Annotated in this window: 10 protein-coding genes and 1 pseudogene; 2 read left to right on the forward strand and 9 right to left on the reverse strand. The window is 59.9% G+C overall.

What is annotated here, in order from left to right; translation table 11 throughout:
- Positions 1-222 precede the first annotated feature (222 nt).
- A complete protein-coding gene (locus tag BJG93_RS32465) occupies positions 223-1185 on the forward strand; it encodes a 2-hydroxyacid dehydrogenase (RefSeq protein ID WP_027194556.1) in 963 nt (320 codons plus the stop codon).
- 308 nt (positions 1186-1493) lie between these two features.
- Here BJG93_RS32465 and BJG93_RS32470 read toward each other — a convergent pair whose 3' ends face one another.
- The 6 genes and pseudogenes from BJG93_RS32470 to BJG93_RS32495 all read right to left on the reverse strand — a co-directional run bounded on the left by BJG93_RS32470 (position 1494) and on the right by BJG93_RS32495 (position 9896).
- The gene (locus BJG93_RS32470) at positions 1494-3662 is read right to left on the reverse strand and encodes a hybrid sensor histidine kinase/response regulator (protein WP_027194557.1); all 2169 of its coding nucleotides are present in this window, start codon (positions 3660-3662) and stop codon (positions 1494-1496) included.
- 332 nt (positions 3663-3994) lie between these two features.
- Positions 3995-4225: a hypothetical protein gene (locus BJG93_RS32475; protein ID WP_154671698.1), complete on the reverse strand. Its 231-nt coding sequence runs from the start codon at positions 4223-4225 to the stop codon at positions 3995-3997.
- A 227-nt stretch (positions 4226-4452) separates the two neighbouring features.
- Positions 4453-6072 (reverse strand): methyl-accepting chemotaxis protein, encoded by a 1620-nt coding sequence (locus tag BJG93_RS32480; RefSeq protein ID WP_027194559.1) that lies wholly within the window; start codon positions 6070-6072, stop codon positions 4453-4455.
- A gap of 603 nt (positions 6073-6675) precedes the next feature.
- Positions 6676-7839 carry a TIGR03118 family protein gene (locus tag BJG93_RS32485; RefSeq protein WP_027194560.1) on the reverse strand — a complete coding sequence of 388 codons (1164 nt, stop codon included), beginning with the start codon at positions 7837-7839 and terminating at the stop codon, positions 6676-6678.
- A gap of 371 nt (positions 7840-8210) precedes the next feature.
- Positions 8211-9194 (reverse strand): SDR family NAD(P)-dependent oxidoreductase, encoded by a 984-nt coding sequence (locus BJG93_RS32490; RefSeq protein ID WP_027194561.1) that lies wholly within the window; start codon positions 9192-9194, stop codon positions 8211-8213.
- Between the two features lie 111 nt (positions 9195-9305).
- A pseudogene (locus BJG93_RS32495) lies at positions 9306-9896 on the reverse strand (NADPH-dependent F420 reductase).
- Positions 9897-10089: 193 nt separating this feature from the next.
- Here BJG93_RS32495 and BJG93_RS32500 point away from each other — a divergent pair.
- A complete protein-coding gene (locus BJG93_RS32500) occupies positions 10090-10713 on the forward strand; it encodes a TetR/AcrR family transcriptional regulator (RefSeq protein WP_027194563.1) in 624 nt (207 codons plus the stop codon).
- Positions 10714-11279: 566 nt separating this feature from the next.
- Here BJG93_RS32500 and BJG93_RS32505 read toward each other — a convergent pair.
- From BJG93_RS32505 to BJG93_RS32515, 3 genes are all read right to left on the reverse strand, one after another.
- Positions 11280-11927: a hypothetical protein gene (locus BJG93_RS32505; RefSeq protein WP_154671699.1), complete on the reverse strand. Its 648-nt coding sequence runs from the start codon at positions 11925-11927 to the stop codon at positions 11280-11282.
- Positions 11928-12003: 76 nt separating this feature from the next.
- Positions 12004-13005, reverse strand: a complete 1002-nt coding sequence (locus tag BJG93_RS32510) for a glycosyltransferase family 2 protein (RefSeq protein WP_027194564.1) — start codon at positions 13003-13005, stop codon at positions 12004-12006.
- 58 nt (positions 13006-13063) lie between these two features.
- Positions 13064-13993 (reverse strand): ATP-grasp fold amidoligase family protein, encoded by a 930-nt coding sequence (locus tag BJG93_RS32515; protein ID WP_027194565.1) that lies wholly within the window; start codon positions 13991-13993, stop codon positions 13064-13066.
- Positions 13994-14320: the final 327 nt, after the last annotated feature.

Below are 14320 nucleotides of genomic sequence, written 5' to 3' on the forward strand. Positions count from 1 at the left end.
ACATCCGCGGGCCTTGCGGATGGGATCGCATTAGGGTTTTCCTGATGCGCGTGTGGCCGCAAGCAAGATTGAAGAGGGACAAGACGGAAACGGATCGCAACGCGCAGGCGCCGCGAACAATAGGGGCGAGTCGTCGTCGACGAGTTGATTCATCCAATCAACATTGACTGTCCGGTCAGCGATTTCGTAGTCTCTCGACGTCTGCCTACCAAAGGAAAAACCATGTCGGAAGATATACGCACCAGCCTGTTGATTGCGCGAACGGTTCCCACCGCCGTGGCTAATCGCGCTGCGGCCGAATTCCATGCCTTCGTGACGGAGTCCGATATGAACTCGTGGTCTGTCGTCGACTTCTGCAAGAAGCATGACGTGCCGGCCGTACTCATCGGGAAAAAATCCGGCCTGCAAGCGGAACACATTGCCGCGCTGCCTTCGACGGTCAAGATTATTGCGAACGCGAGCGCGGGCTTCGATCACATGGACGTAGCGGCGGCCCGTGAAAGGGGAATCGTCGTGACGAACGCGCCCGATGCGTTGACCGAGTGCACAGCGGATTTTTCCATGCTGCTCTTGCTGGCTGCGTGCCGTCGTGCGTCAGAATACGAGCGGATCATGCGCAACGGATGGGGCAAATCGTTCGGCATGACCGAGATGCTGGGTATGCGAGTGAATGGCAAGACGCTCGGCATCGTCGGATTCGGGCGTATTGGACGGGCGGTCGCTAAGCGTGCGCAGGCATTCGGCATGCGCGTGATCTACACGGACATGCACCGTGCGGCCCCGTCGCTGGAAAATGGCGCGACGTTCTATGCCACTCTCGACGAAATGCTGCCGCACTGCCAGGTCCTCACGCTGCACGTGCCGGGCGGAAGCGTCCCGCTCATGACGAAAAGAGAATTTGGACTCCTTCCCGCAGGCGCGATTTTTGTTAACGCGGCGCGTGGCGGCCTGGTGGACGAAGATGCGCTTTACGACGCCCTGACGTCGGGTCATCTGTTCAGCGCGGCTCTGGATGTCTACCGGAACGAGCCCAACGTCGACAAGCGGTTTGCTGAGCTCGACAACGTGTTCCTGACGCCCCATATGGCCAGCGCAACCATCGAGACCCGCGACCAGATGGGCTTTACGGCGCTGGACAATATCGCCGCCGTGCTGGAAGGACGGCCCGCCTCGAATCCCGTCTGACGCTCGCCCTCATCCCGGTCAGTAACGTTGCGACGCCGGCTGACCACCCGTCTCCCGATAAACATTGACCAACGCCGTTGTACAACCGCAAGCAGCCGTTGGTTTCGCACTGGGCCGAAGGGCGGCAGTGGTTCGCGTGCCGCCGATCGCTGCCTCGCGAAGTTCGTGCGATGCATGCCGGTTGCATGAGGCAGTGATCGGCCATGAAGCGACGTTCGCCCCCAAATCAGCCAGAGCCGCTCAAACGGCGGCTGCACCTCGAAAGCGGCCGCTATGCCTGTCGCGCAGTCGAAGGCTGTCGCGTTCAGCTAGGTGCGGACGCAATTCTTCACCAACGATCGCAGTTCGTTGATGTCGAACGGCTTGGCAAGAATGACCACACCGGCTTCAGAGGCACGCGTCAATTCCTGCGCGTAGCCGGTCATCAGAGCAAACGTCTGGCCTGGCCAACGGTCCCGGACAAGTTCCGCGAGGTCGAGTCCGTCCAGCTTGCCGGGCATCTGAACGTCCGATAGCACGAGATCGAAGCGATAGTTGCTTTCGAGCAATGCGATGGCACTGTCAGCCGTTAGTTCGTGGCGGACATTGCAGCCGAAGACGTCGAGTACCGCGGCAATGCCGTCCGCGACGCTCTGATTGTCTTCAACGAGAAGCACGGTTATTCCAGGAGCGATGAGGTCGGTCGCCGCGTCCGGCACCGACGCGACCGTGGGCTCCTCGCAATCCTCGACGCTCTCAAGCCGGGGCAGGTAGAGACTTATAGTCGTACCACACCCTGGTGCGCTCACTATCCGCGCGGTGCCGCCTGCTTGCTCGCATGTTGTCATGACCTGGGCAAGGCCGAGCCCGGTACCCGCGCCCTTCATTTTTGTTGTGAAGAGCGGTTCGAATGCTCGTCGCAATACCGCGTCGGTCATGCCGTGACCGGTGTCGGTGAAGCGAAGAAGCGCGTAATCGCCGGACGGCAGCCCGAACTGGCTGTCTGCGAGGCTGAGCGGATCGCATCGTACGGTGAACGTTCCGCCCTCCGGCATGGCGTCTTTCGCGTTGACGGAAAGATTGATGACGGCGGCTTCCAACTCGACGGGGTCGACCATCACGGTGCCGGTGTCACCGGCGAGTTGGAGCTGCAGCGCAACGTGTTCGCCAATCGAGGTCTCGACCAGGTCGCTCAACGTCTCCAGCCAGTTGCAAACATCAACGCATTCCAGTTTCACCGGCTGCTTGCGCGCGACGCTCATCAAGCGACGGGCAAGGCCTTGCGCGCCTTTCGCGGCATGTTGCACGGCCAGCACTTCCTTCTTCAGATTCGTGTATTGCTTGCGCCGCGCAAGCTCCACGTTCGCGTTGACGACCATCAACAGGTTATTGAAGTCGTGGGCCACGTTGGCCACGAGGTTGCCAAGCGCCCCCATCCGGCGCAGTTGGCGATTCGACGCTTCGGCCGACACACGTCTGCTGACTTCGCTATGCCAGTTCTGCCATGCGAGTTCCTCTTCCCGCAACCTGCGCAGTGACATCCACAGCAGTACCCATACGACCATGCATGGAACAAGCATGATCGCTGCGATCGCGCCCAGGTTGGCGCGCCACTTGGCCACGATGGATGCGGTCTCGATACCAGCCGTGACATACAGCGGATATCCCCCGACGCGTCGGTAGGCGACGACCCGTTCAAGTCCGTCGACCGTGGAGACGTTGAGCAGATGCCCGAACTCCGGATTCCTGACGATTGACTGATTCACTTCGGGGTTGGCCGCGGTGGGGCTGCTAGTGCGCGTCTTGCCGAACCGGACCAGTACGCCGCCGTCGGACCGATACAGTCCGATGAGGACAGCGGGATCATCGCCCGCCAGTTCGCGATAGAAGTTCAGAAAATACTGCTGTCGCAATGCGATCGAAAATACGCCAAGGGATCGACCCTCGGAATCTACCCATGAAGTGCTGACTGTGAACACGTTGCCAGGAGTGACGTTGCCGGGCTTCGGTAGCGAAATATGCGGCTGTCTACCGGGAACCGAGGCTGCCTGGAGTGTCTCGGTTCCGCTGATCGATACCGCGGGCACTGGATAGATCCGGCTGCTCGCAAGCAGTTGGCCCGTCGAACTGAAGATCGAAAAGTTGGCAATCTGCGGGAATAGCGCAACGATGGCGCTGAGCGATTCATGAGTCGTCGATTCAACACGGCTGATCCCGACCGGTGTCTGCTCGCCCAGGAGTTCCGTCACCCGCGCGAAAACTTCTGCGTTAAGCGCCTGCATCGTAGCGGCCTGTTCTTCGGCAACGAGCGTCAGACGATCGACCTGATCAAATGCTTCCGAAAGGCGACGATGGTAGTCGAACCAGGCGTATCCGCTGATGCAAAGCAGAGGCCCCACTATTGAAATGACCGCAAGAAGCACGGCAGTTGCACGCGTCGCGGCGAAATTTCGATGGGGGAGTGGTAGCTCCAAAGGAATGTCGTCTGTTTCGTCCATTGCGGGTTTGCCATTGGAAGGACGGCCAGTCTTAGCTGTTGTGACGCATTGCCGGGATTACAAAACGATGCGACATGCTTTGGTACATGCACTATAGAGCTCTACCGGAAGCTTCGCCAAGGAAGACCTGGGCGCTTTCACGTTTCGCTTGCGCGCTTCTTGTTCTGCCTGCCGTGAATTCCGGGAACCTACGTCAGCGCCAGATTGGCGCACGCACACAAAATGACGCCGGGCAATGACGCGAGTCCGACGGATGCAGGCTTTGCGGCTGGCGATCTTTCAACCGCGAGCGTTGGTGTCGTGGAATCGAATGCAATCGGGCCCGTGTCCTGTCACACGGAGATGGCAAGCGTTTGTCTCGCAACGGCACGCTGGCGAACAGGTCGTTTCCCGACGTGGTTGCCGCTGCCGATGCCGTTCCCGCCATCCGCATCGGGCATTGCAAGTTGATAGTCAATGACCTTGACGGACCGCGCCCGCCCGAGCGTCTGCAATTCGCGGGCGCTCATGCCGTCGGAGCGCGCCGGTCGCAGGATCATCGGCTCGCAGTTCGGGCCCAACAAGGACGGACGCGCCTGATGACTGGCAAAGACGTGATCAAAGCCAGTTCAACTGCCGCACTGATGACCCGTGTCACGAAGCAGAAAAAGGAACGGCCGTTGTACCTTCGGAAGCAGTCGTCGGGTTGGCAAAGTCCGAACGACGGTTCGGGGTCGCAAGGCGACGGTCCAACAAACGCGCAGACGTGCCATGAAACGCAAGGTTCGCCGCGAGATTGCAGCGCGGGTCCTTACGCGAAGACCGCGGAGTGCTGCGCCGACGCCGGCGCGAGCTGTGCACCGCCCTTAGCGTCAGCGTCGCCCACCTGAAACGCCGCGGCCGCGCGTTGCAGACTCATCGCCTGCTCCTTCAGCGACTGTGACGCGGCCGCCGCCTGCTCGACGAGCGCCGCGTTCTGCTGCGTCATGCTGTCCATCTGCGTGACCGCGAGATTCACCTGGTCGATGCCGGCGCTCTGTTCCGCCGCGGCCGCAGCGATTTCCTGCACGACACCGGTCACACGCATGATGGCGTCGCGCGCTTCGTCAATCGTCGAGCCGGTGTTTTCGACCAGCGTTGCACCACTGCCGACGCTGCCCACCGCATGACTGATCAGCTCGCGAATTTCCTTCGCCGCGGTCGCGCTACGTTGCGCGAGGCTGCGCACCTCGCTCGCGACGACGGCGAAGCCGCGGCCTTGCTCGCCCGCCCGTGCTGCCTCAACCGCAGCATTCAGCGCGAGGATGTTCGTCTGGAATGCGATGCCCTCGATCGTCGCGATGATCTCGACCATGCGACTCGATTCGTTCGAGATCCCCTTCATCGCCGCGACGGCCTGCCTGACCATGTCGCCGCCGCGGTTCGCGATTTTCGCGGCGCCGGCCGCAAGCTCGCTGGCAGTGCGCGCGTTGTCTGCAGTCTGACGGACCATCGCCGTCATCTGCTCCATGCTCGACGCCGTTTCCTGCAACGACGCCGCCTGGCTCTCGGTGCGCGACGACAGGTCCGCGTTGCCGTTCGCGATCTCGTTCGCGCCGCACGCGACGTTGTCTGACGCATGCTTGATCTGGCAGATGGTACCCGTCAGCGCGTCGCGCATCCGCTGCATTACGTGTAGGAGGCTCGACGTGTCGCCGTTGCGCGTGCGGATCGCCACCGTCAGGTCGCCCGATGCGATCGCGTCCGCCACGTTCGCCGCATAGGCCGGATCGCCGCCGACCATGCGCGCGATGCTGCGGTTCGTCACCGCGACGAGCGTCACGAGGACCGCGGACACGGCCACGAAGATCGCGCCGATCAGCCACAACGACGCCATGAACGCAGCGTCGATGTCGTCAACATAGGCGCCGGTTGCGATGATCCAATCCCACGGCGCATAGCGCACTACGTACCCGATCTTGCCGACCGCCTGTGTCGACGCCGCGCCTGAATGCGGGAACACGTAGTCGACGAAGCCGCCGTCCGGCGCCTGTGCGGTCGACGCGAACGTCATGTAATGGTGACGGCCGTCGGCATCGGCGCTGCCCGCGAGATCCCTGCTTTCGAGTGCCGGCTTGATCGGATGCATCACCATCTGCGGCTTCGAATTGATCACGAGGAAGTAGCCGTCTTCGCCGTAGCGGACGCCGCGCAGGCGTTCGAGTGCCTGCTTGCGGGCATCCGCCTCCGGCAGCGCGCCGCTTTGCGCCAGCGCCGCATACTCCGTCACGATGCTGAGTCCGACGTGCGCGATATTCGTGAGGTCGTGCTTACGTTCTTCGATGCGCGTCTCGCGCGACTGCCACGCCGCCGATAGGGAGACGGCGAGCAACGCGACGAGGCTGACGATCAACGGCAGCCAAAGCTTCTGCGTAAAACTGAGCTTGTGCATCCTGAGTCCTCGTGCAAACGAATGGAATCCGCGCAGGGCTGCCGTGCGAAGTGGCATGTGTATGGGCGCGCCCGGTGGCGCCGGCGGACTGTCCAGCGGCCATCCAGGTGGTTCCTGCTCGAGTTATCGGCGGATACGAGCGAAAGTTTCATCCCGTGAAACCCTCGGTTACCACTTTGCCAAAACGTATCGGAGGCCCCTTGTGCGTCGGCTCCCATGGAGCGTCATCAGGCACCAGCCGGCCAGTAACCGTCGTTCGTCGTTGCCACGACCTGGGCATATGGGGGACCGCTGTGCTCCGAAAGCGGCCTGCGCACGGCTCCGGGTCGATCACAGAAATCATTCTGACGGGATGCACCGGGCAAAAGAACATCCAGGGGTCTTCTCGCACTCTGCTGCCAGTCCTGAGCCGACGCGAAAACTGGTCGTTCCCGGTCTCACCCAGAAGAGCCGGTCGCGTCTAGCGAGTTCCGCGACCGGCTGCGGTGGGGTCCTTCGGATCGAACCAGAATCGACATCGTCAATGGTCAGCGACGTCGTGGTTCTGAAGTTATCCAGGGAGCCGCGTGCTAGCGGCTATTGCCCGTTCGGAGCCGACGCTCGTTACCTGGAGCCGCCTACTGGAGCGATGATGCCGAAAAGCCCATTTGTCTCCTTGTTAGGACCTGCCGAGAAGTACAGCGCGTCCGGACTCGAATTGCGGCCGCCACCAAGTGTCAGAGTCCACAGGCCGTCGATAGCCAGCGGATTGCCGGCCTCGTTCTCCAGTTGATCGACGAACCTGCCGTCATTGTCAAACACATTGATTCGACCATTGCCGAAATTGCCAATGAGGATCTTGCCGCTGAAGCGACCGAATGCAAACGATGCACGCGTGATGCCCCACGGCGAGTCGAGCGCTCCCTGGCTCGCAAAGCGGCGCAGCAGGTGACCGTCGGTATCGAATACATCGACGAATCCATGACCTCGGCCTGCAACGTCGTCGTGCTTCTTATCGTCCTGCTTCGCATAGGTGACGAAAAGGTCCCCATCGATGTTCGCGATACCAAACGGGGCGTAACCGACCGGAATATTCGGGTCGACGAAACCACCATCCGTCGTCGCGGGCGTGAACAGGCCGTTCGGACCGTTCGGACCGAATACATCGATCTGGCCCGAGCGGAAGTTCGTCGCAAACAGGAATCCTCCTTGCGAATTCACTGCGAAGACCAACCCCTTGTAGACGGCCCCGTTGACGGCGGAGGGATTAGACGAGTTGTCGACCGCGATCACGGCGTTGTTCGCCGGATTTAACCCGCCGGCCCAAGCGGAAAGCGTGCCGTCTTCGGTGGCGAAGATGAATACGGCCGGGATCTTGGTACCTGGCACGAGAAAGGCTGTCGAAGGATTCCATACGATCCCGGTTGGCGCCGCGGGCGTGGGATTCGGTGGATGGTTAGGATAGACGGCACGACAGGCGCCGGCCGGTATGACGTTGCCTGGTAGCGGGATGGAGACCTGCAGCGTCGTCACTTTTGTCCCCTCGCCGTCATACAGCGTGGAGCAGCCCGTGGCATTGTCGTTGACCCAGAATGGACTTCCTGCCGGACTAAAGGCAATACCCCAGGCGTTCTGCAATACCCCGTCGACCTTCGGGGCAGCACCTGCCAGGTTGGACACGAGTGGTTTGACAACGTAAGCTTCGTCGGCAGCGGCCTGCCCCATTGCGAAATTGGCGGCGAGGACAATCCCGGCCGCCGCTTTGAGACCCCACGAGATCTGAGACATAGCTTCCTCCTCGTCTGACTGGCGAAAACGCCGCAGGCTAAACGACCGCTGGGCTTCAAATATTCCCGCTCGACTCGAAAAAATCCGCTGGCCATCCGGTCGAATGGTGCGATAGGGGTCGGCCGCGGCCCTTCGACTCGATTCATAGTTCCGCGGGCCAGAGATGAGCTAGTGGCCGCTGAGTTACGAAAACTGCCGTTGCCGTCGCGCAGACTCGAATGACTGCAAGGGATCGCGTCCAGCCGATCGCTGCATCGAGGCCTTGGCGTGCTTATGCCACTTGCATGAGACGGTGATCGGCCAGGAAGGGACGTCCGCGGGGGCAGTCGTGCGGACATCCAAATGGCACCTTTTAGTCAGCAATCGGTCGTTCAGTCGTTGAGAGCGTGCGTCGCGGCGTTGACCAACTGCTCGCTTTTCGCCCAAAGCTGGCTGGCTTTTTCGGCATCGAGCAGATACGCCCGTGCGCCGTCTGCAAACGCGTTGGCCACATCGGTGATCGGCGCGATCGCGCAATCTTCGAGATAGCGTCCGCCAATCTCGGCCTGGTCAGCCACGACCGCGGCCCAGACCGACGTTGCCGCTGCTTGCGGGATTTCTTTCAGCACCGGCGGGGGCAGACCCGCTTCGGCGCGCGCGTTCCCAACGGTCTCGAAAAGACCCTGCAAATCTTCTTGCGAAAAATGACGAGGAAGAGCAGTGAGACTGTTTCCTGGCATCACCGAGGCAGCACGGACGCCGCGATCGCGGTGTCGCCGGTCGAATTCGACGGCGAACAGAGCGTTGGCTGTCTTTGACCGACCATAGGCAACAAACGGGTCATATGCCTGTTGCTCAAAGTTCGGATCGTTCAGGTCGACGTCGGCAACGCGATGCGCTTGCGACGACAACACGACGAGGCGCCCGTTATCGACGAGTAGCGGTTCGATCCGCGTGACCAAAGCGAAATGCCCAAGATGGTTGGTCCCGAACTGAAGTTCGAAGCCATCCACCGTCCGGCCGAACGGCGTGGCCATGATGCCGGCGTTGGCGATGATGGCATCGAACGGCCGGCCGTCAGTCAGGAGCTTATCGGCGCAAGCACGAACGCTTTTCAGGGATGCGAGATTAATTTCAATCAACTCGAGGCTGCCGCCGCTTTGCAACGCGGCATCACGCACCGAAGCAACGGCGCGTTCAGCTTTCGCGAGCTCCCGGACGGCGCCGACGACGCTGGCGCCATGAGCAACCAGCGAGCGGGCGGTTTCGATGCCTATACCCGACGATGCACCTGACACAAGGAACCGCTTTCCCTTGAGATCAACGCCTGAGAGCACCTCATCGGCGGTCGACTTTGCACCAAACTTCTTCGTCATTTCTTTTCCTTGGATTTCGTCTGTTTTCGAGAGCTTTGAGGACATTTCGTAACACGCATTACGATAATAAACGTTACGTTATTGAGCGTATGCATGTCAAGCGATTCGTCGCTAGAGCGTCGAGAGAAGTCGGGGCGCGATGATGCGTCGCGCCAAGGCCAGATTGGTCGCGAGTTCCGAACGGGTCTGGCGTTCCTGCTTCCATGCGGGCTGACCGGGAGCGCTGCGTCAGGACTCGCTGAATGCTCGAAGCCGACAGCGCCAGACGGCCTGGGGACTCAGAAGGCGTGCCCCAGCTGATAATCCTTGGGGCCTAAATATGGGTGAAAGCCTTCACCACCTTGGAGGTAGGGAGCTGCTCCTGGCGGAGTTCGTGTTCCATCTTCTCACCCGAGTCGCCGATGGGGTAGTGACCATCACGCCAGATCATGTAGTTGTTCGTGTCCAGCACGATCTTGCCCGCGAGCGCTTCCACTGGCATGTTATTGATGAGCTTGAGCTGGACGGCCACGACAACGAAGTCGCCCGCCGCCGCAGCCTCGGCAGCGGTTGCCGCGATGACGGTCCCAGTTCGTCTATGAGTTCCGTCAACGTGTCCGGGCCTCGTGAATTGGAAATAACGACTTCGTAACCGTTCGCGATGGCTGCACGTGCGACATGAATACCAACTTCGCCTGCGCCGATAATGCCGATTGTGGACATGAGTCGTTGCACCTCAAGTGAGCCGAGCAGCCTGACGTTGCGTTTGCACGGCATGACTGCTCAATACGCGATTGCACCTCCCTCGTGGGAGGCGACGAATCGTAACGTATGTTACGATATCGGGCGGTATGTTATCGGACGGAGTCGTTATTCAATGCCGACCGTTATGAAAAGGTGCGAGGCAATCTGATCTATGGGACGTCACCGCGAGTTCGATGTGGATGAGGCGCTGGACGCGGCACTTGGCGTGTTCTGGCGCAAGGGCTACGAAGGTGCGTCGTATGCCGACCTGACGCAGGCCACGGGTGTCGAACGCCCGGCTCTCTACTCGGCGTTCGGCAACAAGGAGGAGTTGTTCCGTCGGGCGCTCGAACGCTACTACGAGCACTACCTCGAATTTTTCGCGGCGGCGCTGGAACGGCCGACTTCGCGAGAGGTGGCCGCGGACATTCTCAGAGGCACGGCCGAACTCAACACCCGTTATCCGGATCGCAGAGGGTGTCTGGGTGTCCACGGCGCTCTGGCGGTCTCCGACGATGCGGAACCGGTGCGCCGCGCAGTCATTGACGCGCGTGCGAGCGGAGAAGCAACGCTGCGCGAGCGGTTCGAACGGGCGCAGCAAGAAGGAGATTTGCCGGGGACGGCCAACTGCGCCGCGCTGGCCGCGTACGTGTGCGCCGTGGCTCACGGAATGGCGGTTCAAGCCAAGGCGGGCTTCAGTCGTGAAACGCTGGAGGCCGTTGCCGAGCAGGCGCTCTCCACGTGGCCCACCAACCCTCGTAGGGCGCGAAAACGCAAATCAACTTCTGTCACCTGAGTTCTTGCGACTCGATGCCACGGCGCACGGAGGCAAGAGTGATGACGCATGCGTTGTTGACGTTCGCATCAGAAAGCGGTCGTTCGCGCCGGCGCCGCGCGACAGGCGGTTCAGGGTCGCTTTATGCCTTGTGTGCATGAGCGGTGGCGCCCGAGGCGAGCGTGGCGTTCGGTCGCCGGTCGCTAACGGCCCGACTACGGACGTTCGACACGGCCACCCGGATCATCGACAATCTGTGTGGCCAGAGGCGGTGCCCGTGTCGCCGCGGTTCTCACTATTTCTCTGACAGCGGGCGGCGTATGCAGCTGGCGCCCTCCCAATTAAATGTTATCTATTACACAAACCAACGCCGCCGTTACCCTGAACTGTGAATATCTCGTTGAGCAATTCTCTTACGAGACCGGCCTGACCACTGCGCAGATGGCGATGCCGGCGAGCTTCGGTCCAACCTATGACTTCAGCCCGAACGGACCGTGGATCATGTTCCCCGGCGACACCGCCCGTCCTTGCGTTCGCAACAGTTCGGGCCGTGAGTGCGGATGTGTGGATGCCACGCACGAGAGCACTCAAGCAATGACGCTATGGAGGATAGCGCGCTGGCGCGCGTCTCGAAACAGGGTCGAGGTTATTTCAAGCCGCGTGCCCTTTGACGACGTGCGCTCCGCGGAGGCCTCGAGAAAGTATCGGACATTACGCCTGATCGCTTCCATATCGATTCCATAGATGTTGTAGCAGCATCTTCTGCCAGGCGGGAGTGACGCGCGCGATTTACAGGTTCCACATGGTCTCATGTATGGAGTGGGCGCTGTCTCTCGCAGTGAAAAACCTCTCCCTTTAATATTTTCATTTGATGGGGCATTGTCTGGCTTGATGAAGGTATAAACACGGTCTGGAAGCGATTCCGGGTGGAAGAGGACACCGAAGCAAAAACGTGCCGAAGTGAATATATCCTGAAGATCGAAGCCTCTGAACGGGCGCGTCACGATCGTGCCGCCATATTCGAAGTACAGTTCTTCCCTGAAATGTATTGCGAACGCGCCTGAAGCGGCCACGATCTGATTACGCTCCAAAAACAGAAAGATGGCGCCAAGATCGACGGCATTGGCAACTTCACGCGCGCTGCGCCGAAGGATATTAGGATCGCTTTCTCGTTCGTAGAACGCAACAATGCCTGGAATGTCGCTGTGTTCTGCGCGTCGCAATGTGATGTCCATGATATGCGCTTTGCTGCGCCCTCCGCAATGTAATAACGGATCAGCCTTGGAACAGGGCACACACGTCTTAAGTTGACTAAAGGCGACGTCTCGCGAGCGGGTTGGAAATATAGCGAACCGCGAAATCGGAAAGCGGTGAGTAAGGCAACAGGCAAAGACTGGACAGCGCGAGCATGCCTATCTTCTTCTTGTAGCTCCAGAACGGATTGGCGACTATCGAGCGCAAATAACCATGCGACTGCCGGCTGACCCATCGCCAGCGCTTCGCGAACGAAGCCCGATAAACAGCAGAGCAAAAATACGCTTTCTCGAGTGAGAAGTCGTGAAACGATGGCGGAAGCTCTATGCCGAGCCGCGAGCGCGCCAGCTGCCGAAGGATCGACCAACGCTTGGTCAACGCCCTGGGCGCCTTGTCGATGCTGTCCGAATTGGCGAAATCGATTCCTGTGTTTTCGGTCCGATGCACGCGGTATGCGCCTAACGATTTCGGGATCATCGCAATTGCTCCCAACAATGCGACGCCGTAGATCGCGTAGAAGTCTGCGCCGTAGCGATTACTGCTTGCTTCCGGCACGGGAAAGATTTTCTTTAATGCGCTGGTCCGGTAGGCGTTGCCTGACGCTGGCGGCGACGGATAGAGCCAACCCCGGCGCAGCAGCCTACCGCAGTCGACTGGCGCGACGGAGTGAGGTACGTATTTACCCGAGGGCTTCCCGGCTGAATCCACAACGTCGAGACGGAACTGAACCTTGACGGAGTCGCCGGCCTCGAACGCTTGCATGACCTCGGACACCGCACCCTTGTACAGAAGATCGTCGGAATCGAGCAGGATTACGAATTCCGTGTCGATCATATTGACTGCATCGTTATATGCGGAGACCTGGCCGCCGTTCTCCTTATAGAGCGCCCGGATGCGGCCGGCATAACTTTCTACGATTTCGCGTGAGCCGTCCGTCGATCCGTCGTCGATCACCAGAACACCCGTTTCCGGGTAGTCCTGAGAAAGAGATGAGTCAATTGCGTCGGCCAGAAAGCGACCGTGGTTGTAATTGCAGATCACGATTGTTATTTTTTGCATGGTGCTTCACCACTGTCGTTACCGCTAATGGAGGTTCGCGAAAAACATTGGCAGGAAACTACCGTACCCCGGGCGAAGTTGCTCGTAAGGAAGGCGTTATCGACAGGTAAGCGTCTGGTATCAGGCTTCCCCACTCGTAGTCGATCCTGTCCGGCATGAATGGCAGAACGCCCGCACCCGGCGTGAACGTAAGTTCACCAAAATAAATCTGGCTATTGGGCGAATACAGGTCCACGCGGACATAGTCGAAATCCGCCGAGAGCTTGATCCCAGCGTCCACGATCGCGTCGAGATTGTCCGGGCGAGGCGGCGGGTTTTCACTGGGTTTGTACTCGCCAATGACGACGTCCAGATGGTTCCAGTTGACGTCGTACAGATCGCCGCGCGTATCAGCGCCGAATCTGTCCGAGATGACGAGAATGTAGATGACCAGCCGGCCTGATTTGGCACCAAAGCACTGCAGCTTATAGTCGGGGGGAACGTTGCCGCTCTCATCGAGCAGCAGTTGCTCGAAGAAGATACGCGGCTTGATGGGGCGATAGTGCTTTTCCCGACCGATCTTGTAGAAGTCGAGGGACAACCAATGGTTCGCGAGATCCCGCAATTCCTCGAATGAGGTTGCCGATTTGTTTCTGACCACTTTGACATAGGTGCTGCCGTGATTCGCCTTCATCACGAACGAGTCCGGCAACGCATCGAATACCTCTTTCGTGAAGGTCTCGGGGGCGGCAAGCAACGGTATAAGATGGCTCTCGCCAAGCTTTCTCGCAACATAGTCCCTGACCGTAAGCTTGTCGGTCAACTCCGTGAGCCACGGATCCGGCCGCAGGCTTTTCTGCAGAATTTTCTCGTTGAATGTTGTCGGACGAAGCAGGTTCGGATAACGGCCAATGTACTTGTGATGCAACAGGCTCAAGAACAATGGCGCAGGCAGCATCGACTTGGCCGCGTCTTTCAGCTTGCGCAGAGTTGGGTTGGTCGTCGTCATGGTTCGCCATCAGATAGTCTTGCCGTATGTGAGGCCAGATCAGCCTTCCAAGGTACGTCACTGGGGAGGTTAGCGCACAGAGCCCGTCGTGATTAACGGCGTCGCTAAAGGAAGGTACTTTGGCCCATTTTCGCGAAAACAACCAGATGCGCACTTGCCCATAGGCTGCTGGCTGAGCCCCACGTCTCTCTTCATAAGAAACTGCATACATCCTTTACATGCGGCGAGCATGCAAGGCGGCCGACCGTCTGCGGCCCAGGGATGCAGTGCGGCCACCAGCGGTCGCTCATCGATGCGGTCATCTTGCCATTCGAACGTCGCTAGCGA

Source organism: Paraburkholderia sprentiae WSM5005 (assembly GCF_001865575.2).
GTDB classification, from domain to species: Bacteria; Pseudomonadota; Gammaproteobacteria; order Burkholderiales; family Burkholderiaceae; genus Paraburkholderia; species Paraburkholderia sprentiae.

Coding starts and splice junctions, on each gene's coding strand:
- BJG93_RS32465 (WP_027194556.1), top strand. CDS start 223: ATGTCGGAAGATATACGCACCAGCCTGTTGATTGCGCGAACGGTTCCC.
- BJG93_RS32490 (WP_027194561.1), bottom strand. CDS start 9,194: ATGACGAAGAAGTTTGGTGCAAAGTCGACCGCCGATGAGGTGCTCTCA.
- BJG93_RS32505 (WP_154671699.1), bottom strand. CDS start 11,927: ATGGACATCACATTGCGACGCGCAGAACACAGCGACATTCCAGGCATT.
- BJG93_RS32485 (WP_027194560.1), bottom strand. CDS start 7,839: ATGTCTCAGATCTCGTGGGGTCTCAAAGCGGCGGCCGGGATTGTCCTC.
- BJG93_RS32515 (WP_027194565.1), bottom strand. CDS start 13,993: ATGACGACGACCAACCCAACTCTGCGCAAGCTGAAAGACGCGGCCAAG.
- BJG93_RS32470 (WP_027194557.1), bottom strand. CDS start 3,662: ATGGACGAAACAGACGACATTCCTTTGGAGCTACCACTCCCCCATCGA.
- BJG93_RS32480 (WP_027194559.1), bottom strand. CDS start 6,072: ATGCACAAGCTCAGTTTTACGCAGAAGCTTTGGCTGCCGTTGATCGTC.
- BJG93_RS32510 (WP_027194564.1), bottom strand. CDS start 13,005: ATGCAAAAAATAACAATCGTGATCTGCAATTACAACCACGGTCGCTTT.
- BJG93_RS32500 (WP_027194563.1), top strand. CDS start 10,090: ATGGGACGTCACCGCGAGTTCGATGTGGATGAGGCGCTGGACGCGGCA.